Origin of the sequence: Xanthomonas sp. WHRI 1810A, from assembly GCF_040202885.1 — a bacterium.
Lineage (GTDB): Bacteria > Pseudomonadota > Gammaproteobacteria > Pseudomonadales > Pseudomonadaceae > Aquipseudomonas.
The window spans coordinates 129,599-152,942 of the sequence record NZ_JBEGED010000004.1; the positions used below are offsets into that span (position 1 = coordinate 129,599).

The window sequence follows — 23,344 nt, forward strand, 5'->3', positions numbered from 1 at the left end:
ACGCATCAGGCCAGCGGCGGCAACGTGGCGCTGGTTTGCAGCGGCATCTGCAATTCGACCCGCAAGCCATCGGGCTGATTGTCGAACCGGAGCGAGCAGGCGCAACGGGTCACGATCGCCTGGACGATGGCCAGGCCAAGGCCGGCGCCGGGGCTTTTGCCGTTGCGCCAGAAGCGCTGGGTCAGTTTGTCCAGATCCGTTTCAGGGATGCCGGGGCCGTAATCCCGCACGCGGAAATAGGCCTGGCGGGTCGTGCTCACCAACGCCAGTTCAACCCGTGTCCCCACGGCGGTGTGACGCAGGGCGTTGTCCAGCAGGTTGCGCAGGGCAGCGATGGCCAGGACCGCAGGCATTTCCACCGGGGCGCCGGACAGTTGCGGCGCGATGGTCAGCTCAATGCAGTGCTCGTTGCCATGGGCCGCGTCGTGGATCGCCAACCGCGCGACCTTTTCGGCATCACACTGCACACCATCGTCGAATGACAGGCTGCCTTCGACCCGCGCCAGCAACAGCAATTGCTCCAGCGTGCGATGCATGCGGTCTGCACCCTCCTCCGCGTGGGCAAGCGCCTTGTCCCGTGTCGCCCCGTCCGTCATCTGTGCCACTTGCAGGTGAGTCTTGATGGCTGTGAGCGGGCTGCGCAGTTCGTGGGCCGCATCGCCGGTCAGGCGGCGCTCGCGCTCCAGCGTCTGGGCGATTCGCTGGAACAGTTGATTCTGGGTCTTGAGCAGCGGCTGCAATTCGCTGGGCAAGCCCGGCACATCCAGCGGCTCGACCGAATCGGCGGTGCGGCGCTTCAGGGCGTCACGCATTCGGTGCAGCGGCGCCAGGCCCTGACCAATGACCACCCACAGCAATGCCAGGCTGCCCAGCAATGCCACCAACACCGGGACAGAGGCGGCGAGCAGCACGGAATGGCCGAGCACGTCGCGCTCTTCCTGACGGTCAGCGGTGGTGATACGGACGTCGCCGTGGGTCAGGGTAAAACTGCGCCAGTGTTCGCCGTCGATCATCTGATCGCGATAGCCGCTTTCGTCGGCAGTGAGCGGCGCATCGGGGGTGTTGTGGCTGCGGGCGAGGATTTCGCCGCGCAAGGAACTGACCTGGCAGGCCAGGGGGCTCGACACCGCCAGCCGCTGGGCATCGGCACCGCTGGCCTGCGGTTCCGGCATTTCCATCTGGTCCACCAGGCCTGCGACCATGCGCGCCGACGCCGCCAGGCGCTGGTCGAGCGAATCCATCATCTGCATGCGCAGGTCACAGAGCATCCAGGCCGCCGCCAGCACCCAGATCAAGATGAACGCACCACCGAGCGTCAGGCTCAAGCGCAGTCTGAGGCTCATCATTGAGGGTGCTCCGCGCCATGGCCGGCGGGTCCCAGGCGATAACCCAGGCCGCGCACCGTCTCGATGATGCCGCCACCCAGTTTGCGTCGCAGGTGATGAATGTGCACGTTGAGGGCATTGCTTTCCACCTCATCGCTGAAGCCGTAGACGCAGTCCTTGAGCTGTTCGCCGGAGAGCACGCGGCCATGGTTGTGCAACAGGGCGTGCAGTAACGCCTGCTCGCGGCGGGACAGATCGACGGACTCCCCAGCCAGACGGGTTTCGCGACTGCTGGGGTCGTAGGTCAGGCATCCATGCTCGATGACGTTGACGCTGCGCCCCGCCATGCGCCTGATGAGCGTGTGCAAACGGGCGCTGAGCTCGCGAAGATCGAAGGGTTTGAGCAGGTAGTCATCGGCACCCGCCTGCAAGCCGTCGACGCGGTCCGTCACGGTGTCCCGTGCGGTGAGGATCAGCACCGGCAGGTCGATGCCCTGCTGACGTAGATGGCGAAGCAGCTTGAGGCCGTCCTCATCGGGCAGTCCGAGGTCCAGCACCATCACATCGAAATGCGCCGCCGACAGCATGGCCCGCACGGCCGACGCCGTCGCCACCCGGTCCACCGTCAGGCCCTGTGCCCCCAGGCCGGCAACAATGCCGCTGGCAATCAGATCATCGTCTTCGCAGAGCAATACGTGCATGGCGGGGCTCGAAAAAAGGCCTATTTAGGGGCGGTCGGATTAAGGCGCGATTATGCCATCTCGACTGGAGCGATATCGGCGTTTGTCCAAGACCTTTGTAAGAGCTGACGAGCTGCCGAAGGCTGCGATGCAATTTGTCTGACACACCGCATCGCAGCCTCACACGGGCTCGTCAGCTCTTACAGGGGGTGCGAGACTCAATCCACCTATTCGTTAATACGGCCTTAATCAGCGCCTCACACCCTGCGCCCACTCTCTTATCCACAAGGATTGTGCATGCGTAAGTGTTTGCTGTTTTTATTACTGCTGTTCCCGGTCCTGGCCTACGCCGTACCGGCCATCGATGTGTTCAAGAAGCCTGATTTCCTGCCTGCCGGGCAAGCGTTCGTCTTCTCCTCCGAACGCCTTGAATCCGGCCAGACCCGCTTGTACTGGCAGATTCGCGATGGTTATTACCTGTACCAACAGCGTATCAAGCTCGAAGGTCTTTCCCCTGAGAACATGCCGACGCTGCCCCAAGGCGAGGACCACAGCGACGAGTTTTTCGGCCAACAACAGGTCTATCGTCAAAGCCTGGAGCTGACGATCCCCGCGGCGGCCAGCGGCCAGATCAAAGTGGGATGGCAAGGCTGCGCCGACGCGGGCCTGTGTTATCCGCCAAACAGCCAAACGGTGGATCTCGGCGGCGCGGTTGACCGGGGTGTCACCGGACAAGCGCCGGATCAAGCCCTGGCCAGCAGCCTGCAGCAGCGTTCGCTCGGCTTGAGCCTGCTGATCTTTTTCGGCCTGGGCCTGCTGCTGGCGTTTACCCCGTGCTCGTTGCCGATGCTGCCGATTCTGGCCAATGTGGTGGTGGGCAGCGGCGCCAGCCCCAAACGCGGTCTGGCGCTGGCAGGCAGCTATGTCGTGAGCATGGCGCTGGTCTACGCCGGGCTCGGTGTGATTGCCGCAACGCTGGGCGCCAGCCTGCAATCGACCCTGCAGCAGCCTTGGTTGCTGGGCAGTTTCGCCGCCCTGTTCGTCCTCCTCTCCCTGCCCATGTTCGGCTTTTTCGAGCTGCAATTGCCTGCGGTCCTGCGCGATCGCCTGGAAAGCGCCGGGCGCAACCGTCGAGGCGGCAGTCTGGTCAGTGCGTCGGTGCTTGGTGCCTTGTCCGGGCTGATGGTGGGTCCCTGCATGACCGCGCCTCTGGCCGGCGCATTGTTGTACATCGCACAAAGCGGCAACGCGCTGCACGGCGCGCTGGTGTTGTTCGTCATGGGGCTGGGGATAGGTTTGCCGCTGTTACTGCTGGTGACCGTGGGCAGCCGGTTCCTGCCCAAACCCGGCGCCTGGATGGACCGTGTCAAAGCGTTGTTCGGCTTTATGCTGCTGGCGACCGCATTGATCATCATCAGGCCGCTGCTGAATGAATCCCTGTGGCTGGCGCTGTCAGGTGTATTGCTGTTGATCGCGGCTTTCAGCGCGTTCATACAGACCCGAAGCCATGAACGTGCGTCGTTGCTGTTGAGACCGGGTAGTCTGGTGCTGGGGCTGTGGGCTGTGATGATGCTGGTGGGCGCGGCAGGGGGTGCCAGTGATCCATTGCAGCCGTTGAAGGTCTACAGCGGCACGCGGGGGACAGACGCCGCCGCGACTCACGATGCCTTCAAGACCGTCACCACCCCCCAGGCGCTGGATGCCGAACTGGCCAACGCCAGGGCGCAGGGCCAATGGGTGCTGCTGGACTACTACGCCGACTGGTGCGTGTCGTGCAAGATCATGGAGAAACAGGTGTTCGCCAAATCCGACGTCATCAGCGCACTCAACGGCGTGCACTTGTTACGCGTGGACGTGACCGCCGACAACGACGCCAGCCGAGCGCTGCTCGGCCGCTACAAGGTGCCGGGGCCGCCCAGCCTGCTCTGGCTGGGACCGAATGGTGAAGAGCGTCGAGAGCAACGCATCACCGGTCAAATTGACGCAACGGGCTTCATGCAACACTGGCAATCCACCCGGGAGCGCGGCTGATGCTGAGTTTTTCCATCGGCCCCTTCGCGTTGTCCATGGCCCATGTAGTGCTGTTGATCGCTTTAACGCTGGCCACGCTGGTGGGCTGGATCGCAGGACGCAAGCGCCGAGTGAATCCCGAGAAAGCCATTTTCGGTCTGTTTCTGCTCGGTCTGCTGGTGGCTCGCCTCAGTTTCGTCGCGCTGTACTGGGCTCAGTACCGCGACAACGTGCTGGGCATCGTCGACATCCGGGACGGCGGCTTTCTGTCATGGCCGGGCGTGGCGGCCGCGGTCCTGAGCGCCGCCTTGTACGGCTGGAAGCACCCTGCGTTGCGCATGCCGCTGGGCTACGGCACCGGAGTCGGCCTGGCGTTCTGGCTGCTGGCGACGATCGGCATCAACCAACAGGCACACGCTGAGCGCCTCCCGGACCTGAGCGTGCGTAACGCGGCCGGGGAGTCGGTGCGCCTGAGTGACTATCAGGGCAAAAAGCTGGTGATCAATCTGTGGGCCACGTGGTGCCCGCCCTGTCGCCGTGAGATGCCGGTGCTGCAGACGGCGCAGCAGGCCAATGACGATGTGGTTTTCCTGTTCGTCAATCAGGCCGAAACCCCCGGCACTGTCGCCACTTTTCTTGCGGCCCAGGGTCTGCATCTGGACAACCTGCTGTTTGATAGCCGCGGGCAATTGGGGCAACAGGTCGGTTCCGCGGCCTTGCCCACCACCCTTTTCTATACCCCCGACGGTGGTCTGCTGACCGCGCACCTGGGCGAACTGTCTGCCGCGAGTCTGCAACACACGCTGGATCGCCTCAGCTCGGCATCGCCCTTACCTTCTTCGCTTTCAAGGAGTGCTCAATGAGCCTGACCCGTTATTCGCTTGTGGCTGTAGCCAGTCTGTTGTCAATGAACAGTGCGCTGGTGCACGCCGAAGAACTGCCCGCCGCCATCAAGGCGTTGGAGGCCAAGGGCGCCAACATCAAGGGCAGTTTCGACGCGCCCGGCGGTCTCAAGGGTTATGCCGCGCAATATGAGAATCAAGGCATGGCGCTGTACCTGACGGCCGACGGCAAGCACGTCCTGGCGGGCAATCTGTTTGATGACAAAGGCGAAGACCTCAGTCATGCGCCGCTGCAAAAGCTGGTGTACGGCCCGATGACCACCGCCATATGGGCTCAGATGGAGAGCAGCACCTGGATCGCTGACGGCGCCAAGACCGCCCCGAAAGTGATTTACCTGTTCAGCGACGCCAATTGTCCTTACTGCAACGTGTTCTGGGAGCAGGCGCGGCCGTGGGTGAAATCCGGCAAGGTGCAACTGCGCCACATCATGGTCGGCATCATCCGTGAAGACAGCGCCGCCAAGGCTGCTGCGCTGCTGGCCGACAAGAACCCGGAACTGGCGCTGGAGAAACACGAAGCGGCGGGCAAAGGCAGTTCACTCAAGCCCCTGAGCAGCATTCCCAAGGACATACAGGCCCGACTCGACGCCAACATGAAACTGATGGAAGACATGGGGCTGTCGGCGACGCCCTCGATTTTCTACAAGGACGAGGACGGCAATGTCCAGCAGCAACAAGGCGCACCACGGCCTGACGCTCTGGCGAAAATGATGGGCCCCAAATAAGCAATTTGTCGGTGCGACGGGACACATTGTCCGGCAAGCACTGGGGGCTGCGACCAACTGACCAGTGGTGACAAGGCCCCGAAGGCGGATACTGCAGGGGCTTGTCATTTCGTGTGAGAATGTCGATCAACATTCCAAGAGCCATAGTCAGGAGGCTCATTCAATGCGGTACGCCGAAGACCATAAAGCGCAGACCCATCAACGCATTCTCCAGGAAGCGGCTGCCCGTTTCAGGAAAGACGGTATTGGTGCTACGGGCCTGCAGCCGTTGATGAAGGCGCTGGGCCTGACCCACGGTGGGTTCTATGCCCACTTTAAGTCCAAGGACGAACTGGTCGAAAAAGCCCTGCGCCGCGCGGTTGATCAGATGGCTGAGTCGACCTACAAGACGCTGGATGGAGACAAATCCGCAGCGGCGTTCATCGATCTGTATCTGTCCAGCGCTCACCGCGACAGCCCCGACAAAGGCTGCCCACTGCCGACCATGGCCGCCGAACTGGGGCAGCGCGGACAACCCAGCGAAATCACTGACGATCTGATCCTGCGCATGCTGGCGAAGCTGGAGTCCAGTCTGCCCGGCGACGATAACAGCGATCAAAGCCTGGTAACGATGGCGACCATGGTGGGTGCGCTGGTGCTGTCTCGCAGCGCGAAAGACCCTGCCCTCGCCGACCGCATTCTCGACACCACCCGCGAGCAGCTCAAACAACTCGCCGCCAAGGCCTGAACCAGCGCTCCCCTCTCAACAGCAGGGGAACGCACTCAGGGTTTCACGCGTGCCAGCGCCGGAACAACACGCTGGCATTGACCCCGCCGAACCCGAAACCGTTGGACAACGCGTACTCGATCGCCATCGGCCGCGCTTCGCCGTGCACGATGTCGATGCCGTGGGCGGCCTCATCGGGGGTGTCGAAGTTGAGGGTTTTCGGCGCGATCTGATCGCGGATCGCCAGCGCCGTGAAGATCGCCTCGATCCCGCCCGCTGCGCCCAGCAAATGACCGGTGGCCGATTTGGTGGAAGTCACGGCCACGCCGTTCTGATCGCCAAACACTGATTTGATCGCGGCCATCTCGCCTTTGTCACCCACCGGCGTTGAGGTGGCGTGGGCGTTGACGTGCTGAACGTCGGCCGCCTGAATGCCTGCCTGGCGGATCGCGGCCTGCATGGCGCGTCGTGCACCGCTGCCGTCTTCCGGGCCGGCGGTCAGGTGGTAGGCGTCTGCGCTGGTGCCGTAGCCGACCAGCTCGACGATGGGCGTGGCACCCCGGGCGAGCGCGTGTTCCAACGTCTCGATGACGATAATGCCCGCGCCCTCCCCCATCACGAAACCGTCGCGGTCCTGATCGAACGGCCGTGACGCGCGCTCCGGGGTGTCGTTGAACCCGCTGGACAGCGCACGGGCGGCTGCGAACCCGCCCAGCGCCACGCGATCAATGGAGGCCTCGGCGCCGCCGCAGATGGCGATGTCGGCCTCGCCGCAGCGCAGCATCCTGGCGGCATCGCCAATCGCCTGGACGCCGGCGGCGCACGCGGTCACCGGCGCGCCCAATGGGCCTTTGAAGCCATGCTGGATTGACACGTGCCCGGCCGCGAGATTGACCAGGAACGAGGGAATGGTAAACGGCGACAAACGACGCGGGCCCCGGGTGTCGGTGGTGCGCACGGCCTCAGCGATGGACGTGAAGCCGCCCACGCCGGAGCCGATGATAGTTGCCGTGCGCTCGCGCTTCTCATCGGTGTCGGCGACCCAGCCTGATTGAGCGACGGCTTCCTTCGCGGCTGCCAAGGCAAACAGAATGAAGCGGTCCATCTTCTTCTGCTCTTTGGGCGGCGCTGCGGCGTCGGCGTCGAAACCGGCTTCAGGGTCGTCGGCGAGCAATGGCACAGGACCGCCGACCTTGCCGGGAAGGTCGGCCACCACGTGATCGGGTAACTGAACAATGCCCGAACGCCCCTCCAGCAGACGGCGCCAGACCGGCTCAACACCGCTGCCCAGAGGCGTCACCAGGCCCATGCCCGTGACGACGATTCTACGTTCGCTCATGCAATCCCCTTTCTACTGTTCATCAGGTTCACTGGCGCATTACGCGTCGGTGGTCTTGTAGCGTGCCGCCGCGTGCTGCAGCGACAGATTCGGGCCCAGCGCCAATCGGGCGTTGACCATCGCGTCCCAGTCGGCCGCGTTGCTCAGCGATGGAATCGTGACCAGCTCTCGCTGATCAAAACCGGCCAGCGCTGCATCCACCATCTCGTTAACGTCCATCACCATCTCGGGTGGAAACGCATTGAGGTCCATGCCGGCGCGCTCCCAGATTTCGGTGCGTGTGGCCCCTGGCAAAATGGCCTGGACCTGGATCCCCTTCTCGCCGACTTCAGCGTGAAGCGACTGAGTGAGACTCAGAACATACGCCTTACTCGCCGTGTATACCGCGTTAAAGCGCTCCGGAATCATGGCCACCACCGACGCCACGTTCAGAATCGCCCCACGGCCGTGGCTCACGAAGCCTGCAGCGGCTGCCGATGTCAGGTGAGTCAGCGCCACGATATTCAGCGCAATCAAACGATCCACCTCAGCCGGATCAGCCTCCAGCAGCGAGCGGCCTGACGCGACACCAGCGTTGTTCAACAGCAACGTGATGGAGGAATCGCTGCGCAAACGCTGGGCGAGTTTCGTGACATCCGCGCTGTCAGTCAGATCCGCCCTGAGTACCTCGACCGCCACACCCGTCTTGTCACGCAGTTGGGTAGCGAGTGTCTCCAGACGATCCTGATCACGCGCCACCAATAGAAGGTCGTAGCCGCGCGTGGCGAGACGGTCCGCGTAGGTTGCACCGATGCCCGAAGAAGCGCCGGTGATAAGTGCTGTGCCTTTTGAGCTCATGAGGATGCTCCAGAGGAGGATTGAATGCTGATATTACGGTTGTAATTTGACGATTATATGGCGGGTGACATTCTTGCTGTCAAGGCGCAGACGTACTTGGAAGACCAGCGTGATCATATGAAGGGAGCGCCCACAAAAAAGGCCGATCAGTGATCGGCCTTTTTGAGGACGCAGCGTTTACTCGATGGACAGCTTGTCGCGGTTCTTGTCCAGGATGGCCTTGCCAATCCCCTTCACTTCAATCAACTCGTCGATCGACGTAAACGATCCGTTCTCGTCCCGGTAAGCGACGATGGCACTGGCCTTACCTGCGCCAATGCCGGACAGCTCTTTTTGAAGGGTTTCAGCGGTGGCAGTGTTCAGGTTGACCTTGGCGCCCTGCTCGGCCGGCTGCACGGCGGCGGGAGGGGTCGACGGCGGCTGAGCCATCGGCGCTGCGGTTGCCGCGACCGAAAAGCTGGTGAGCAACGCGAATGCGAGGGATGAGAGAAGAGAAGTACGCATAAATAACGCTCCATGACATCGTTGGGTTTAGCAGCGTTCCTGAGCTGCTTTTACAACGTAGTTCACGGGTGGGGGGCGTCAAAGAGCGCGATGTCACGGGGTGTTTCCTGGCTTGCCCGAGTGTCGGACGACGCCACACGCCGACATATTGCCCCCGCCGTCATCCGGCGGTAAGCATGGTCTGGCGCGCTAAGTATTAAGGTTCCAACCGCCGCTGCTGATATATCCAGTCAACAATCTCGCCGTCTGGCGCGTAACCGCTAACGGTCTCTCGAAGCAACTGACGCACTCTGGTGTAGTCGTCCTCATTGACCGCTTTAACCAGGTCGGAAAGCCGTTGTTTGAGCAGTTCCCACTCAAGATAATCCTCGTGAGCGCTCATGATCATGGGATGACCCGTCGCGGCTACGTTGTCACCGATCAACAATTCTTCGTACAGCTTTTCACCGGGGCGCAAGCCCGTGAACTCGACGGCGATATCGCCATGGGGGTTCTTCTCGGAACGGATGCTAAGACCAGACAGGTGCACCATCTTCTCGGCCAGCTCGACAATTTTGACGGGCTCGCCCATGTCCAGCACGAAGACGTCCCCGCCCAACCCCATAGAGCCCGCCTGTATGACCAACTGAGCGGCCTCGGGAATGGTCATGAAGTAACGGGTGATCTTGGGGTGCGTGACGGTGATCGGTCCGCCTGTTTTGATCTGCTTGTGGAACAGCGGGATCACAGAGCCGGACGAACCCAAGACATTACCGAAGCGAACCATGGTGAAGCGCGTCTTGTTGACCCGGGAGATATTACTCTTGTCGCCGAACATGACCGGCGCGGCTTCGCGGCTCAAGGCTTGCAGCGTCAGTTCGGCCAACCGTTTTGTGCTGCCCATGACGTTTGTCGGTCGAACCGCTTTGTCTGTAGAGATCAAGACAAAGTTGGCAACGCCAGCCTTCAACGCTGCCTGTGCGGTGTTAAGCGTCCCGATGACATTGTTCAACACCCCTTCAGCGATGTTGTGTTCGACCATCGGTACATGCTTGTAAGCGGCCGCGTGATAGACGGTGTCCACTTTCCAGGTTTTCATGACATCCACTAACTTGGATTCATTACGTACCGAGCCCAGAATCGGCAGCACTCTTACGGGCAGTGATTCGCGGGCTACACGCTGTTCCAGTTCGGACAAGATGGTGTAGAGATTGAATTCGCTGTGCTCGAACAACAAAAGTGTCGTGGGTTTGAGCATCAGGATCTGGCGGCACAACTCAGACCCGATTGAGCCACCGGCCCCCGTCACTAATACTGACTGGCCGGAAATGCACCGCTCCAATAGTTCTGCCTGGGCTGGGACGGCGTCTCGGCCAAGAAGGTCAGCGATGTCAACTTCCTGGATGTCATCAACTTTGACTCGACCACTGGCAAGGTCCATGAAGCCTGGAACACTTCGAACGTGCAGCGGGAATTTCTCGAGAAACCCCAGAATCTCGCGGCGGCGTGTCCGGCTGGACGAGGGGATGGCCAGCAGCACTTCCTGCGCGCCAGTGGTATCAATCATCCGCTGAATATTTCGCGCTTTATAAACCTGTAATCCGGAAATCACCCTGTCGGTAATGCTCGGATCATCGTCGATGAACGCAACCGGTCGCATGACCCGGCCCATGCGCAATGCGGCAACCAACTGGTTGCCCGCCGCACCTGCACCATAGATCGCCACACGAGGAAGGCCGTTGTCGCGACTGGTAAAGGGCACATGCTGCGCAGCAGCGAACCAGTCGCCGAGGAAATACTGACGCATGGACAAGCGCAAGCCGCCAATCATGATCAGGCTCAACCACCAGTAGTTGAAGATGATCGAACGAGGGATGACACTTTCGTGGTTGCTGTACCAATACACCACAACGCCAAGGATCAGCGAGGACAGGCTCACCGCCTTGACGATCGCGATCAGGGCGTCATTGCCGAAATAGCGCATCACGGCCCGGTACATGCCAAAACGGATGAACAGCGGGATTGCGACGAGTGGGGTAGCGAGGAATAGCCACCGGTGCGTAGTGATGGGGTTCACCATTTCGTCAAAACCCAACCGAACCACAAAGGCCAACCACATTGCGAGCCAGACCAGGAAGAGGTCTGCTATCACCTGCAGCAAGCGCTTTTGGTGACGGGGTAACGCCAAAAGGCGCGCCCGAATCCGATTCAAGAAGCCATCCATCGTTCGATTCCGTTCCGCGAGACCCGCGCCGCGAGTCTGTATTGAGTTAACTGCTGGTCAAACCTGCGCTTCGAGCTGCCCTGCCTTGTATTTGAAGGCAAGTGCGATCAGGGGAATGTATGCAATCACCAACCCTAATGCCCCGTCCAGGTAGTGCAAGCCTACGCTTATCGCAATAGGAAGTAACCAGATCAGGTTGATGAGGATGACCGCGACAGTCACTGGCTTGTGGCTGCCAACCGCTCTGGATGCAAACTGATAAGCGTGACTGCGATGAGCCTCGTAGACTTTGTCGCCGCGAACCAATCGACGAATCAAGGTGAAAGTAGCGTCAACAACAAACACGCCCAGCATGATCAACCATGCAAAGAAGTAGTCTGAATTCGCCCAACCGGCCTGAATCGACAGGCAGCCCAGGATGATGCCTAGGAAACCACTGCCGGCGTCCCCCATGAATATCTTGGCGGGCGGGAAGTTCCAGACGAGAAAACCAGCAACGGCCATGGCCAACAGCAGCGGCGTCCAGATCAGATTGCCCTGCCCTTCCACCCAGTAGATTAGCGCCAGTACCAGGCAACTGCAGATCGCTTCGACGCTGGCAATGCCGTCGATGCCGTCCATGAAGTTGTAAAGATTGAGCATCCACACCAGATAAAAAGCCGCCAGTACACCGCCGACCCATCCCAGGTTGAAACTCACGCCCATCACGGTCAGTGGCGCCAAGCCGCCAAGCCAGAACAAGGCCCAGGCGGCTGCGAAGAAATGTCCCAACAAGCGCCAGCGAGCCGCAATGTGCCCGTGGTCATCCATGAAACCAATAACAGCGATTAAAGTTCCGGCCCCTAGATAGGCAGTGAGGATTGGCCATGGTTCGACATTCAGGATGCCAATGAGCACGAGCGCAAGCAGGAACGCGATAACAATGGCAACACCGCCGCCGCGAGGGGTGGGCACCGAATGTGAACTTCGCGCATTGGGAATATCGATGATGCTGCGATGCAGCGCGTACCGCCTGAGCGCAGCCGTCAGCAACAGGGACAGGATTGCAATGACGGGCATTACATACCAAAAGCTCATTTCGCTTGCTCGTTCAGATAATAGTCGGCGGTTTTTTTCAAACCTTGGTCAACAGTGACAACCGGATGCCAGCCTAATAAGGAGCGGGCCTTACCGATATCTACCTGAAGTGACCCGCAGAGACGTTGCGACAATGACTTTTTCCCCAACAGCGTTGCCCCCTGCGCAAGCACCCAAGCAGGAACCGGCAATAAGCGTGCACGGCGATGCAAGGCGTCGCCTAACTTCTGAAGCAACTCGGTGGTGGATACATCATGACCGTCACTGATCAGGAAAGTCTGATCAGCCGCCGCCGGGTGCTCGGTGCAAAGCTTGATAAAGCCCACCAGATTGTCGAGCGCCACGAGGCTGCGTTTGTTATTCAACAGGCCAAATGGCAGCGGAACGCCTTTATGCAGCCACTTAATCATGCTACGAAAGTTAGCCTTGACCCCTGGCCCGTAAACCAGAACCGGACGAATAATCACGACCTGTAGTCCAGTCTCGGCGGCGATGATCTTCAACCCTTCCTCGGCTTCCATCTTAGAGATGCCGTACGGATCGACAGGGGCAGGCGCATCGGACTCTCGATAAGCCTGGCCGAGGGCAGTACCTTCACCGTTGACCTTTACCGAACTGACAAAGACAAAGCGCTTGACCCCCGCCGCTGCGGCGCTGCGCGCAAGCTGGAGCGTGTGCCCCACGTTCACGTGACGAAACGCCTCAAGCGGATCGGGAGCACTGTCATTCATGATGTGAACGCGCGACGCCAGGTGCACGATGACCTGAACGTCAGTCAATGCCGGATGCGATGCATCAATCGCCCCGAAGTCCGTGAGCACGGTGTAATCGTTAAGCGCTTGCGTCACCTCGGGGACACGGCGCACAAGCATTCGGATATCCACCGCTGGATCTTCCCGTAGCTGTGCAACCAACTCCCGACCGACAAATCCGGTACTGCCTGTAATCAACAGTCGTGTTTTCATTTCTTGTGTTTTACCAGTGCAAGAACCAGACAAAGGCCAGCAAAAACAAACTTGTCCCGTGGCCTTCTGCGACATCGGGCACTGTTCAGCGCTAACCGGACTAATTGGACACGACCCAGATTGATCCAGTCCCTGACAAATGGCTGATCTGACATCCCGACCAGTTGGGCAATGCGCGCAGCCTGATTCAAATACCAGCCATCGAACACCTGCGCCAACCGAGCTTTGAACGCTTTGACGCCACGGTTGACCCCGACCTGATTGTTTGAGTGCTGGCGATATTGCATCCCAGGCACATCATCGATGTGCCAGCGATAACCGTTTGCTCGGCTGAATGCGTAGAAGTACCAGTCATGAAGCGTGACGGCCTGCAGTTCCCCGAAACGCGAGACCACATTCTCCTGAAGCGCGGTAAACAAGGTGCGGGTAAATACATACGTGCAACCTGGGCCTGCGGCCTCGAATAGAAAGTCATAAGAGACTTGCGGCTGCGACTTGGTGATGATCCTCTGAGTACCGTCCGGCCAAAATGCGTTCACGTTACTGGAGTAACCATCCACCCGTTGCGCATTGATAACGTCGACTGCCCGGGTAAATTTATCCCCGTTCCAGACATCGTCCTGATCTGCCAGAGCAAAATAATCAAAATCCGAAAGGGGCGCGTCTTTGATCAGGCGAAAAAAATTGCGCGCCGCGCCACCGAATTTTTCCCCAAAGGGTAAAGCGATCACCCTGGGGTCACGCGCAGCCAAGTCGGCAACCCACTGCTCCGTGCCGTCGGTGGAGGTGTCGACGCTGATCAACAACGTAACCGACACATTACGCTGCGACAGAATCGATTCGACCTGCTCTGCTATCCATTTCATGCCGTTGTAAGCAGCCAACAGCACCAAAAAACGCGGTTGCATAAATCTACCTTAAATAACCTGACGAGCTCGCAGCCCAAAGCGGAAGCGATGATTAATGAACGGGACCAAGACTGGCCTTAAGACCATGATGGATGCCACGCAGCATCATGCGGACGGACTTGACACGGTCGGTGTCGATCACAATATTGACCGCGAAACGAAGCATGAGCGCCATGATCATCCTGCGTTTCCAAACGCCAGGGGTGTGTTTCATTCGGCATACGGAGACGGTATTGCGGAAGAAGAAATAACGGCGAACAGGCGAGTAGCGGAAAAAACTCAAGCCAAAAACCTTGACGGGGGGCGCGTCTGACAGCGCATGTCCCATCTGGACATTCAGACAGCCATAAAGGCTGTAGCCTTTGTCACGAGCCCGGAAGCACCACTCGGTATCGGTGAAGTCAACGAACATACCATCGTCGTATTTGATGCCTGCTTTCCAGGCGCGGGTATCGACAAACATGCCGGATGTAATCAGCGCATCGGCTTTAACAAGGCCGTTTGGATTATGACAGTGTAAAACCGGGTGAATGGCACCGCCCTCAGAGCTGTAAAACGGAAATTTTATCTCCTTACCGTCTCGCCGATCAAAAAAAGCTGGGCTGACGGCGACGGCATTGCTGTCTAGCAGACTGGCTTGGGCCATTGCTTTGTGCAGGCGGGAAATAAGGTCAGGTTCTGCATGGCTGTCCTGATCAAAGGTTACGACGTGGTCAATCCCCGACTCGATAGCAAAGGAAAAACCGAGGTTCAATGCAAAGCCTAAACCTTTGTTCTCACCCAACGCGACATAATGCACCCTGTCGCGCAGGGGCGAACTTCTCAGGAACTCCGATGCACCACCATTATCGACCAGTATCAATAATTCGACCTGTTCAACAAGCGAACTCAGAAGATTATCCAAAACTGGAATCTCAGGATTATATCCAACCACTACCGCTGCTACGCCTTTCAAATTAGCCCCCTTGGCCGATGGACGAGCGCCACTTCGGGCTGTCTTTTAATAATAATTGACCAATACCATAAAATGACCAGAAACCCGAACGAGTTGAACAACACAGGATTGCTCATCGACATAATCAAATAAAGCACCATGATAATGCCTGTAGGTCTGAGATCGGGGGCCGCGAACAGCTTCCGGACGGGGAACAGAAGCGTCCCAAGGAGAAGCAATGAAAACGGTACGCCTACAAAACGAACAGAATCCATCCAGGTAATTTCCGTTTGAGAAACGACTTCACCGTATCCTTCTGTGTAGAAATAAGACCCCAATCCTTTTCCAAATAAAAGCATATTCCAGTCCGCCACTTTAAAGAAAGAAACTACGTGACCAAGTTTAATATTATTCGATTGCTCATCAGAACTTAATACGCTGGTCTCAGTCAGCAAATATCCAATTGCAATAACTGCCAGAGGGATAGTGGCGACTAATATAAGAATGCGAGGTGGCCACGACTTGTGGTTAAAATAAAGAATAAAGAGAACTACTGCAGCCATGGCCACAAGAGCGCGAGACGCAGAGCATATAATAGCCGTTAAAATCAACCCAATAAAAACCAGGGTAAGAAGTTTCTTAGCCTTGAGATAGTCTAGAAACAGTAGTGCCAGTGGAAGCAAGAGAAACGGCGAAGAGCGGTGATGCAACATGAATAACTGTAAATTGCCAAAGTTTCGCACTCCATAAAACCCAAGTTCATGGGTATTATAATAATCCAAAAGAAATTCACCCCACACAAACCCAGGCATGACCATCAGCATGAATGACAAGCTACACATAATAAGTGCCAAGGTCACCCCTGCCACCTTGACTGCGACACTCATATCAATTTCGTATCTGCTTATCACATAGATCAGAAAAAGAGAGAACGCACCGAGTAACATCTGACGGCCCAACCCTAAATCGGCCTCACCTGAAAGCGAAAGAATAAAACCGTATAAAAAAACCAGAAGCACAATCCAAGGGGCAATCGTCTTGACTGGATTCATAAACATCACAACCAACGAAACCAGAAATAAAGGCAAAAAGAATAATTTATTTAAAACAAACACCGGCACGAGGACTGTGGACAAGCAATAACCGAGCATCAGAAAACGCATCAACCATGACATCATTTGGCATCCGTCGGCGAAGACACGAAAACTCGAAGCTTATTCATGGCAAGCTTAAGCCCGAGCTTTAGTTGTTTTTTGAAGCTTAGGCTGACAAAGAGCCTGATCGCGATCTGTGCGTTTAATTTTCTTAGAATTAAAAAAGTGGAAACCGAGACATCCACTGACAAGGAAGATCTTGTTTGCCGAAACATTCCGACGTCGCCGCTCCATTCACAATAAGTGTCAAGGAGATTAGGAGACGTAATCCCATCCTCAATACATCTTATATACCGCGACTTGACATTGACCGTCGAATGCACATCTCTGATCATTTCAAACACCCTTTGAGGGTACTTATAGCTTGCAATTGATGTCATCACTTCATCCGGTGAAACTCGCTTTAACAAGTCGGCGGGAGAATAACCCTGTAGAGGTGATACAAGTCCAACACATCGCCGCCCGGCGATGAATTGTTCAGCAAAAGCCGTGCCTCCCGGGATGGGGTGACTATCGATAAAAAAATCGGCACGGCTAACCTCCATGCTGTACTCCGCGTAAGGCATGGTAGAAACAACAGAAAAGCGGTTTTTATACTTCAGTTTAAGAAACCACCACCAGTAAGCGGTTCTCAGACTTGAGCCAATAACACAAACAGTCGATTCGGGGTAGTCACGTAGCACTTTGTGCAATAATGGAGTTATACTTAGTTCTTTCACCGGCTTGAATTTAATGTCACTTCCGGCAGTTACAAACCGTAATTTCTCATCACGTGAGGGTTCGCACTCCGAATGCCACAAGGCCTCCGGGATGTCGATTGGGATACCCAGGAAACTTTTCTTTCCTTTTAAAACTTTCAACTCATCCAAGCGACGCCCATAGCTGCTGAGCTCGAAATAGTAGTCAGCAACTGAGCAGCCGAAAGAAAAAACATGATCGGCATGATTTACGAAAAATATTTTTCGACCTACTCCCGCAACTAATCCACATGCGATTACGGAATACACATCATCAGGATGAATATGTAAAATGACTTTCTCATATCTGGACAATACGTGTGCAATCTCGGAAACTTTACTATTAGCAGTTAGCGCACTGACTTGTATGACCTTTTCAAAATATGCCGATACTCTCTCAACCGCAGCAATCGATCCCCCCTTGGTGATCAACAAGTCTACAGGCGCCTCATGCATCCGAGCGAGCCGTTCCATCAACCTCGTATGACCACCAGTAACGTAAGGTTCGGTAACGACATGAATCACCGTACCTGTTTCCGCCACACCTATGTCTAATCCGGGCGGATCAAAACTGGACGCACACCGTGAAATCAACGCTTGCTCGAGGGGAGACGCATCATAGATACCGATGTCCGCGAACCAGAGAAGATTTCCGTATGCGTGTGCCAACTCAAGTGCCACATCCAGTGATGGCTCCTTGAGAATGACATCCTCCAGATCTGCAATTACTTTTTTCAAACTACGCTACCACCCAACGTGTCGTCACGCTTAGCAAGACGTGCATATACCAAGAAATACATCATCAAGCAGTAGACAAGATAATTGGCGGCATATGCCCAGGTAACCGCATTGACACCCCATGCCTTGGTAAACAGAACCGTGAGCACATACAGCAATATGCAGGATGCGATTTCCGTCAATACGAAACGCTTAACCATCGCTTTGCTAAGCATTACATAGGCAATGATCCAGCTGACTATTTTCAAACTGTCCCCCACGACCTGTCCTGCAAAAAACACGCGCATTGGGGAGAAAGCGTCCGTAAATAATAAAGAAACAATAAGATCCCTAAGCAAATAGGTCATCAAACCCGCGACCATGGCAACCGGCAGGATATATTTATAACCTTGTAAAATTTCTGCACGCACCTCGCCCCCAGTTTTTAACTCAGACAGCCGTGGCAGGTAATACACACTTAAGGTAGTCGTTACGATCAGTAAATACGCCGCACTTAAGCGGGACAATGCTTCCCAATAACCCGCGACATCCCAGCCAAAGCTATTACCCAAGTAATTTCTGACCAGCATTTGCCCGACTGGTACACTGGCTGCGGAAACCGCCGCCATCAGGAAATAGGCTGAGAGTTTCTTTATAACCGGTCTGTTCAAAGAACCAAATAAATACTCAATTTTGAACCAAGACGTCCGAACGCATACAGTAAGCGTGATAAAAAAGCTCACTGACTGATACAATACCAACGCGATCAATGCACCCCGTAGGCCCGCTGTGACAGTTAGTGCAACCGTAAAAGCCAGCGCCAGAAGACTTCCCACGACATTCGATATAACATACAGTATTATTTCTTTTTTCCCGTTTAAAATAGCTAGCAACAGAGTATTGAGTGAAAAGAAAGCAACGCCGCCTGCGAACCAATAAAATATGTCTTCCAAGTTATAATCTTTAAGAAAAAAACCGGCCAGTTCCCGGCTGTATATTGCAACAAGCGCTGCAACAATCAAGCTTCCGATGATCGTGAGTGTGCCTGCCACTTTCCATACCTGACGCTGAGCAGCTTTATCATCATTGTATTCGGCAGTGTATTTAACGACGCCATTGGTAATCGCTCCTCCAGTCAGCGTCGTTATCATCTGTAAAGCATTCTGAAACTGTCCGATGGCTGCGAAGCCGGACGGACCGACGTACACTGCCAGAATCTTGTTCAGGCCCAACAAGGTAAACATCTTTACTACTACAGCCACACCATTCAACAAACTGGTTTTAATCAGGTTCATAGCGTTCCTGTCTGGAAGCTATTACACGCCTGAACGACAGCCTGCGCATCCTCGACTGAGAGTGTCGGCCCGATAGGGAGACTCAGAATCTGGCTGTGAATCTTTTCAGAAACGGGATACGAACGCTCGGCCCACTCGGCGTATGCAGCTTGGTGGTGCGGCGGGATCGGATAGTGAATCAACGTCTGAATGCCAAAGTCCGCAAGATGCTTTTGCAAAGCATCCCGGTCGTTACAAAGCACCGTATAGACATGCCACACGTGGCCCTCATTGGAGATAGTGTTGAAGCAGGGTCCTACAGGGAGTTGCAGTGAAGGATTGGTGATGCCTCGGGTGTACAGGTCAGCAATCTTACGGCGATGCTCGGTTTGCTCGTCCAGGTACTTCAGCTTTACCGACAGGCAGGCTGCCTGCAACTCATCAAGCCGGCTGTTGACGCCACGATAGAGGTTTTGATACTTCTTGTGAGAGCCGTAATTACGTAGCGCTCTCAACGTATCCGCCAATGCATCGTCATTGGTAGTAATGGCGCCGGCATCGCCCAGCGCGCCCAGGTTCTTACCAGGATAGAAGCTGAAGCCGGACGCGTGCCCCCAATTTCCGGATCTTTTGCCATCAATACGTGCGCCGTGGGACTGTGCCGAGTCTTCCAGTACAAGCAAGTTATGCCGGTCAGCCAATGCCATGATGGCTGGCATATTGGCAAGGCGGCCGTAGAGGTGCACAGGCAATATAGCCTTTGTTTTCATCGTCACTGCCGCTTCTGCGGCTGTCGGGCACATGTTGAACGTAGCTGGATCAGGTTCCACCAAAACGGGTACCAGGCCGTTTTCCGAAATGGCCAAGATGCTGGCGATATAAGTATTCGATGGTACGAGCACTTCGTCACCGGCATGCAACAGTCCCAGCTCTTTCCACGCCCGTATAACCAATACTAAAGCATCCAGACCATTGGCGACGCCGATGCAGTGGCGGGTCCCACAGTAATCTGCAAAGCTGCTTTCGAAAGTCTGAAGTTCCGTACCGCTGATATACCAACCGGAGTCAATTACGCGAGTGCACGCGGCAACCAACTCGTCACGGCAGGTGTTGTTTACTTCTTTCAAGTCGAGAAAACTAATCATTTAGTCAGATACCTAATAACTTTCGCAGGATTGCCAACGACCACCGCTTGGTCCGGCACATCAGAAACCACGACCGCCCCGGCGCCGACCATTGCTTCTATGCCAATAGTGATCCCTGGCAAGATAGTCGCATTAGCACCGATACTGGCGCCCTTGTTGACAGTAATCCCTGCGAACTTTTCGGGATAAACTTTCGAGCGGGGCATTGCATCGTTGGTAAACGTAGCGTTAGGGCCGATAAATACATCATCTGCAATTACAGTACCTTCCCACAGATACACACCGGACTTAACGGTCACATTGTTGCCGAGCGTCACGCCGTTTTCTATCAGTGTGTGAGCACAGATATTGCAGTTTTCGCCAATTACTGCTCCATCGAAAACTACTGCATATTGCCAGACACGAGTGTCCTTTCCGATCTGAGCACTCTTGACATCAGAAAGCGGGTGAATTTTAGGCATATTTAATCGACTCCATAAACTTAGAGTAGTCACGTATATAATCGGCTTCGTCATAGAAGTCGCTTGCCAATACGAGCAATACACAATTCTGGCTAAAGTGATGCATCTCATGCCAAACCATCTTATCGATGACAACAGCTTTATTCGGAGCGTCTAGCCAGACTTCTTCCTTAGTAACTCCGTCATCCAACTTCATGAGACATTTACCCGCCACACAGACTGCCACCTGCACGAGCTCCTTGTGTGCGTGGAAACCGCGAGGGACGCCCTGCTGCGTGTCCGTCAGGTAATAAACTCGCTTGACGTCGAATGGGACACTCTTGCTGTTCTCTAACGCAATCAGATGGCCTCGCTCGTCACCCAGTGTCTTTAGATCGAGAAAATTGATCAGACTCATAGTGGAGACACCAACAGGTTATCCACCGTAGGGGCATCGTTGTCTTTCTCGCTAATGATCAAAGCGTTGGCTTCAGGCCAGACAATAGCCAATTTTGCGTCATTCCATAGCAACGCCCCTTCGGACGCCTTGTCGTAATAATCTGTAGTCTTATACATAAAATGCGTATCGTCCTGCAGTGCCGCAAACCCGTGAGCGAACCCTTCGGGTATCCAGAGCATGCGGTTGTTTTCAGCGCTCAACTCAACGCCCACCCATTGAAGGTACGTGGACGAATCGGGGCGAATATCCACGGCCACATCGTAGGCCGCGCCGCGAACCACGCGGACCAGCTTGCCTTGAGCATGAGGGGCGCGCTGATAGTGCAGGCCGCGCAACACACCTTTGGCTGAACAGGAATGATTGTCCTGGACGAAAGGACGCGGCGTCGGTAGTCCCAACGCCTGCAGCGCTGTATGGAATTTCGCCTCGTTGAAGCTCTCCATGAACCACCCACGGTCATCGCTGAACACTGCAGGCTCAACGATAACAACGTCAGGCAGATCAGTCTGAATCAGTTTCATGCCTTTTCAGCCTCAGCCAACAGTTTCAGCAAGTACTGGCCGTAGCCGGTTTTCTTGAGCTTCTCTCCCTGCTCTTTAAGCTGCGCAGGCGTGATCCATCCTTGAGCGAACGCGATCTCCTCGAGGCATGCCACCTTTAAACCCTGGCGATGTTCGATGGTATGGACGAACTGACTCGCTTCGAGCAACGACTCATGAGTGCCGGTATCGAGCCAGGCAAAGCCTCGTCCAAGCATCTCGACGGTGAGCGACTTGTCGTCAAGATACGCACGGTTGACGTCGGTGATTTCAAGCTCGCCACGTTCGGACGGCTTGATGTTCTTGGCGATTTCCACAACCCGGTTGTCGTAGAAATACAAGCCGGTAACGGCGTAATTCGATTTCGGCGTCGAAGGTTTTTCTTCGATGCTCAGCGCCCGTCCGGTGCTGTCGAACTCAACCACACCAAAACGCTCAGGATCAGACACGTGGTAACCAAATACAGTGGCACCTGAGGTCTGGGACATGGCCGCACTCAGATTCTCCGAGAAGTGATGGCCGTAGAAAATGTTGTCGCCGAGGATCAGGCAGCAAGGGTCTTCGCCAATGAACTCTTCACCGATGATGAACGCCTGAGCTAGGCCATCCGGGCTGGGTTGCACAGCGTAGGACAGCTCGATGCCGTATTGACTGCCATCACCCAGCAGCTTCTGGAAGGACGGCAAATCTTCAGGCGTGGAGATGATCAGCACCTCACGCATGCCCGCCAGCATCAGCACAGACAGCGGGTAGAAAATCATCGGCTTATCGAAAATCGGAAGCATCTGCTTCGACACGCCAAGTGTTAGGGGGTGCAAGCGAGTGCCTGAACCGCCGGCGAGAATGATGCCTTTGCGTTTGATGACCGTCATCTGACTAACACTTCCTTCAACATCCGGGTTACTCCACTCTGCCAATCGGGCAGGTGGATAGAAAAAGTCCTGCACAGCTTAGCCGTATCCAGCCGTGAGTTCAGCGGCCGACGCGCAGGCGTCGGGTATTGCTCGGTTGGAATCGGCGTAATGCGCTCAACCGCCAGCGACTCCCCAAGGCTACGACCCAAATCAATGACCAATGTCGCGTATTCGTGCCACGAGGTGAAGCCTGAAGCCGCCAGATGATAGATGCCAGAGACCTTGTCGTCACCCCATGCGTGACGTATCGCTATCGCAGTCACGTCGGCGATCAGGTCGGCGCCGGTCGGCGCTCCAACCTGGTCGGCGATCACGTTCAACTGCGCACGGTCTTTCGCGAGTCTCAGCATGGTTTTCGCGAAGTTATTGCCCAGTGCCCCGTACACCCAACTGGTGCGAAAGATAAGGTGCTTGCAACCCGAATTCAGGATGGCTTGCTCACCGGCCAGCTTGGTGGATCCATAAGCATTGACCGGAGCGACTTCATCCAGCTCCCGCCAAGGCTGTGAGCCCGAGCCATCAAACACGTAGTCTGTCGAGTAGTGGACCAACAGGCAGCCCAGCCTGGCTGACTCGTCGGCCAGCAATGCAACAGCCTCCGCATTGATCAAATGCGCCATCTCCGCATCTGACTCAGCACCATCTACTGCGGTATAGGCTGCCGCGTTCACAATGACGTCAGGCGCAACTTGACGAACAGTCTGACGCAGGCTTTGGAGATCCGCGAGATCACCCGAAAGCCCATTTTCGCCGTGTCGATCCAGCGACACCAGTTCACCCAGCGTCGCGAGGGAGCGTTGCAGCTCCCAACCGACCTGGCCACCTTTGCCGAGCAATAATATTTTCATG

The 23,344-nt window shown here is 56.1% G+C and carries 23 protein-coding genes; 4 read left to right on the top strand and 19 right to left on the bottom strand.

Going from position 1 to position 23,344, the window contains the following annotated elements:
- Positions 1-5: 5 nt before the first annotated feature.
- Both ABQX22_RS08385 and ABQX22_RS08390 read right to left on the bottom strand, forming a co-directional pair.
- Entirely contained in the window at positions 6-1,346 is a 1,341-nt protein-coding gene (locus ABQX22_RS08385; protein ID WP_349798383.1) for a sensor histidine kinase, read from the bottom strand.
- Positions 1,343-2,026, bottom strand: a complete 684-nt coding sequence (locus ABQX22_RS08390; RefSeq protein WP_349798385.1) for a response regulator — start codon at positions 2,024-2,026, stop codon at positions 1,343-1,345. Before ABQX22_RS08390 ends, ABQX22_RS08385 begins: the two co-directional genes overlap by 4 nt.
- A gap of 276 nt (positions 2,027-2,302) precedes the next feature.
- Between ABQX22_RS08390 and dsbD the strand changes: the two genes are divergently transcribed.
- The 4 genes from dsbD (at position 2,303) to ABQX22_RS08410 (ending at position 6,369) form a co-directional block, all read left to right on the top strand.
- Positions 2,303-4,036: a protein-disulfide reductase DsbD gene (gene dsbD, locus ABQX22_RS08395; protein WP_349798386.1), complete on the top strand. Its 1,734-nt coding sequence runs from the start codon at positions 2,303-2,305 to the stop codon at positions 4,034-4,036.
- A complete protein-coding gene (locus ABQX22_RS08400) occupies positions 4,036-4,878 on the top strand; it encodes a TlpA family protein disulfide reductase (protein WP_349798388.1) in 843 nt (280 codons plus the stop codon). Before dsbD ends, ABQX22_RS08400 begins: the two co-directional genes overlap by 1 nt.
- Positions 4,875-5,642 carry a thiol:disulfide interchange protein DsbG gene (dsbG, locus tag ABQX22_RS08405; protein WP_349798390.1) on the top strand — a complete coding sequence of 256 codons (768 nt, stop codon included), beginning with the start codon at positions 4,875-4,877 and terminating at the stop codon, positions 5,640-5,642. Before ABQX22_RS08400 ends, dsbG begins: the two co-directional genes overlap by 4 nt.
- Positions 5,643-5,805: 163 nt before the next feature.
- A complete protein-coding gene (locus tag ABQX22_RS08410; protein WP_349798392.1) occupies positions 5,806-6,369 on the top strand; it encodes a TetR/AcrR family transcriptional regulator in 564 nt (187 codons plus the stop codon).
- Between the two features lie 43 nt (positions 6,370-6,412).
- Here the strand turns inward: ABQX22_RS08410 and fabF are convergent, their stop codons facing one another.
- The 17 genes from fabF to rfbD form a co-directional block, all read right to left on the bottom strand.
- A complete protein-coding gene (fabF, locus tag ABQX22_RS08415; RefSeq protein ID WP_349798394.1) occupies positions 6,413-7,687 on the bottom strand; it encodes a beta-ketoacyl-ACP synthase II in 1,275 nt (424 codons plus the stop codon).
- 39 nt (positions 7,688-7,726) lie between these two features.
- Positions 7,727-8,524 carry an SDR family NAD(P)-dependent oxidoreductase gene (locus ABQX22_RS08420; RefSeq protein WP_349798396.1) on the bottom strand — a complete coding sequence of 266 codons (798 nt, stop codon included), beginning with the start codon at positions 8,522-8,524 and terminating at the stop codon, positions 7,727-7,729.
- 177 nt (positions 8,525-8,701) lie between these two features.
- Positions 8,702-9,028: a ComEA family DNA-binding protein gene (locus ABQX22_RS08425; RefSeq protein WP_349798398.1), complete on the bottom strand. Its 327-nt coding sequence runs from the start codon at positions 9,026-9,028 to the stop codon at positions 8,702-8,704.
- Positions 9,029-9,224: 196 nt separating this feature from the next.
- Complete coding sequence (locus tag ABQX22_RS08430; protein ID WP_349798400.1) at positions 9,225-11,231, bottom strand: polysaccharide biosynthesis protein; 2,007 nt, start codon at positions 11,229-11,231, stop codon at positions 9,225-9,227.
- A gap of 57 nt (positions 11,232-11,288) precedes the next feature.
- A complete protein-coding gene (locus ABQX22_RS08435; RefSeq protein ID WP_349798402.1) occupies positions 11,289-12,308 on the bottom strand; it encodes an MraY family glycosyltransferase in 1,020 nt (339 codons plus the stop codon).
- Complete coding sequence (locus ABQX22_RS08440) at positions 12,305-13,273, bottom strand: UDP-glucose 4-epimerase family protein (RefSeq protein WP_349798404.1); 969 nt, start codon at positions 13,271-13,273, stop codon at positions 12,305-12,307. Before ABQX22_RS08440 ends, ABQX22_RS08435 begins: the two co-directional genes overlap by 4 nt.
- Complete coding sequence (locus ABQX22_RS08445; RefSeq protein WP_349798405.1) at positions 13,270-14,181, bottom strand: glycosyltransferase; 912 nt, start codon at positions 14,179-14,181, stop codon at positions 13,270-13,272. The genes ABQX22_RS08440 and ABQX22_RS08445 overlap by 4 nt, the downstream gene beginning before the upstream one ends.
- Positions 14,182-14,233: 52 nt before the next feature.
- Entirely contained in the window at positions 14,234-15,136 is a 903-nt protein-coding gene (locus ABQX22_RS08450; protein ID WP_349798406.1) for a glycosyltransferase family 2 protein, read from the bottom strand.
- Positions 15,133-16,293, bottom strand: coding sequence for a hypothetical protein (locus tag ABQX22_RS08455; protein ID WP_349798408.1), 1,161 nt, complete (start codon positions 16,291-16,293; stop codon positions 15,133-15,135). The genes ABQX22_RS08450 and ABQX22_RS08455 overlap by 4 nt, the downstream gene beginning before the upstream one ends.
- Complete coding sequence (locus ABQX22_RS08460) at positions 16,290-17,744, bottom strand: hypothetical protein (protein ID WP_349798409.1); 1,455 nt, start codon at positions 17,742-17,744, stop codon at positions 16,290-16,292. Before ABQX22_RS08460 ends, ABQX22_RS08455 begins: the two co-directional genes overlap by 4 nt.
- Entirely contained in the window at positions 17,741-19,018 is a 1,278-nt protein-coding gene (locus ABQX22_RS08465) for an O-antigen translocase (RefSeq protein WP_349798411.1), read from the bottom strand. Before ABQX22_RS08465 ends, ABQX22_RS08460 begins: the two co-directional genes overlap by 4 nt.
- Complete coding sequence (locus ABQX22_RS08470; protein ID WP_349798413.1) at positions 19,015-20,142, bottom strand: DegT/DnrJ/EryC1/StrS family aminotransferase; 1,128 nt, start codon at positions 20,140-20,142, stop codon at positions 19,015-19,017. Before ABQX22_RS08470 ends, ABQX22_RS08465 begins: the two co-directional genes overlap by 4 nt.
- Positions 20,139-20,603, bottom strand: coding sequence for an acyltransferase (locus ABQX22_RS08475; RefSeq protein ID WP_349798415.1), 465 nt, complete (start codon positions 20,601-20,603; stop codon positions 20,139-20,141). Before ABQX22_RS08475 ends, ABQX22_RS08470 begins: the two co-directional genes overlap by 4 nt.
- Positions 20,596-21,000, bottom strand: coding sequence for a sugar 3,4-ketoisomerase (locus tag ABQX22_RS08480; RefSeq protein WP_349798417.1), 405 nt, complete (start codon positions 20,998-21,000; stop codon positions 20,596-20,598). The genes ABQX22_RS08475 and ABQX22_RS08480 overlap by 8 nt, the downstream gene beginning before the upstream one ends.
- Positions 20,997-21,563, bottom strand: a complete 567-nt coding sequence (gene rfbC, locus ABQX22_RS08485; protein WP_349798419.1) for a dTDP-4-dehydrorhamnose 3,5-epimerase — start codon at positions 21,561-21,563, stop codon at positions 20,997-20,999. Before rfbC ends, ABQX22_RS08480 begins: the two co-directional genes overlap by 4 nt.
- Complete coding sequence (gene rfbA / locus ABQX22_RS08490; protein ID WP_349798719.1) at positions 21,560-22,453, bottom strand: glucose-1-phosphate thymidylyltransferase RfbA; 894 nt, start codon at positions 22,451-22,453, stop codon at positions 21,560-21,562. The genes rfbC and rfbA overlap by 4 nt, the downstream gene beginning before the upstream one ends.
- Complete coding sequence (rfbD, locus tag ABQX22_RS08495; protein ID WP_349798421.1) at positions 22,450-23,343, bottom strand: dTDP-4-dehydrorhamnose reductase; 894 nt, start codon at positions 23,341-23,343, stop codon at positions 22,450-22,452. Before rfbD ends, rfbA begins: the two co-directional genes overlap by 4 nt.
- Position 23,344: the final 1 nt, after the last annotated feature.

Excerpts from the sequence above, each read along its gene's own strand:
- ABQX22_RS08465 (WP_349798411.1), bottom strand. The coding sequence starts at position 19,018 with ATGAACCTGATTAAAACCAGTTTGTTGAATGGTGTGGCTGTAGTAGTA.
- ABQX22_RS08400 (WP_349798388.1), top strand. The coding sequence starts at position 4,036 with ATGCTGAGTTTTTCCATCGGCCCCTTCGCGTTGTCCATGGCCCATGTA.
- ABQX22_RS08475 (WP_349798415.1), bottom strand. The coding sequence starts at position 20,603 with ATGCCTAAAATTCACCCGCTTTCTGATGTCAAGAGTGCTCAGATCGGA.
- rfbA (WP_349798719.1), bottom strand. The coding sequence starts at position 22,453 with ATGACGGTCATCAAACGCAAAGGCATCATTCTCGCCGGCGGTTCAGGC.
- ABQX22_RS08445 (WP_349798405.1), bottom strand. The coding sequence starts at position 14,181 with ATGCAACCGCGTTTTTTGGTGCTGTTGGCTGCTTACAACGGCATGAAA.
- rfbC (WP_349798419.1), bottom strand. The coding sequence starts at position 21,563 with ATGAAACTGATTCAGACTGATCTGCCTGACGTTGTTATCGTTGAGCCT.
- dsbG (WP_349798390.1), top strand. The coding sequence starts at position 4,875 with ATGAGCCTGACCCGTTATTCGCTTGTGGCTGTAGCCAGTCTGTTGTCA.
- ABQX22_RS08420 (WP_349798396.1), bottom strand. The coding sequence starts at position 8,524 with ATGAGCTCAAAAGGCACAGCACTTATCACCGGCGCTTCTTCGGGCATC.
- ABQX22_RS08480 (WP_349798417.1), bottom strand. The coding sequence starts at position 21,000 with ATGAGTCTGATCAATTTTCTCGATCTAAAGACACTGGGTGACGAGCGA.
- rfbD (WP_349798421.1), bottom strand. The coding sequence starts at position 23,343 with ATGAAAATATTATTGCTCGGCAAAGGTGGCCAGGTCGGTTGGGAGCTG.
- dsbD (WP_349798386.1), top strand. The coding sequence starts at position 2,303 with ATGCGTAAGTGTTTGCTGTTTTTATTACTGCTGTTCCCGGTCCTGGCC.
- ABQX22_RS08425 (WP_349798398.1), bottom strand. The coding sequence starts at position 9,028 with ATGCGTACTTCTCTTCTCTCATCCCTCGCATTCGCGTTGCTCACCAGC.
- ABQX22_RS08455 (WP_349798408.1), bottom strand. The coding sequence starts at position 16,293 with ATGATGTCATGGTTGATGCGTTTTCTGATGCTCGGTTATTGCTTGTCC.
- ABQX22_RS08410 (WP_349798392.1), top strand. The coding sequence starts at position 5,806 with ATGCGGTACGCCGAAGACCATAAAGCGCAGACCCATCAACGCATTCTC.
- ABQX22_RS08385 (WP_349798383.1), bottom strand. The coding sequence starts at position 1,346 with ATGATGAGCCTCAGACTGCGCTTGAGCCTGACGCTCGGTGGTGCGTTC.
- ABQX22_RS08435 (WP_349798402.1), bottom strand. The coding sequence starts at position 12,308 with ATGAGCTTTTGGTATGTAATGCCCGTCATTGCAATCCTGTCCCTGTTG.
- ABQX22_RS08470 (WP_349798413.1), bottom strand. The coding sequence starts at position 20,142 with ATGATTAGTTTTCTCGACTTGAAAGAAGTAAACAACACCTGCCGTGAC.
- fabF (WP_349798394.1), bottom strand. The coding sequence starts at position 7,687 with ATGAGCGAACGTAGAATCGTCGTCACGGGCATGGGCCTGGTGACGCCT.
- ABQX22_RS08390 (WP_349798385.1), bottom strand. The coding sequence starts at position 2,026 with ATGCACGTATTGCTCTGCGAAGACGATGATCTGATTGCCAGCGGCATT.
- ABQX22_RS08430 (WP_349798400.1), bottom strand. The coding sequence starts at position 11,231 with ATGGATGGCTTCTTGAATCGGATTCGGGCGCGCCTTTTGGCGTTACCC.
- ABQX22_RS08440 (WP_349798404.1), bottom strand. The coding sequence starts at position 13,273 with ATGAAAACACGACTGTTGATTACAGGCAGTACCGGATTTGTCGGTCGG.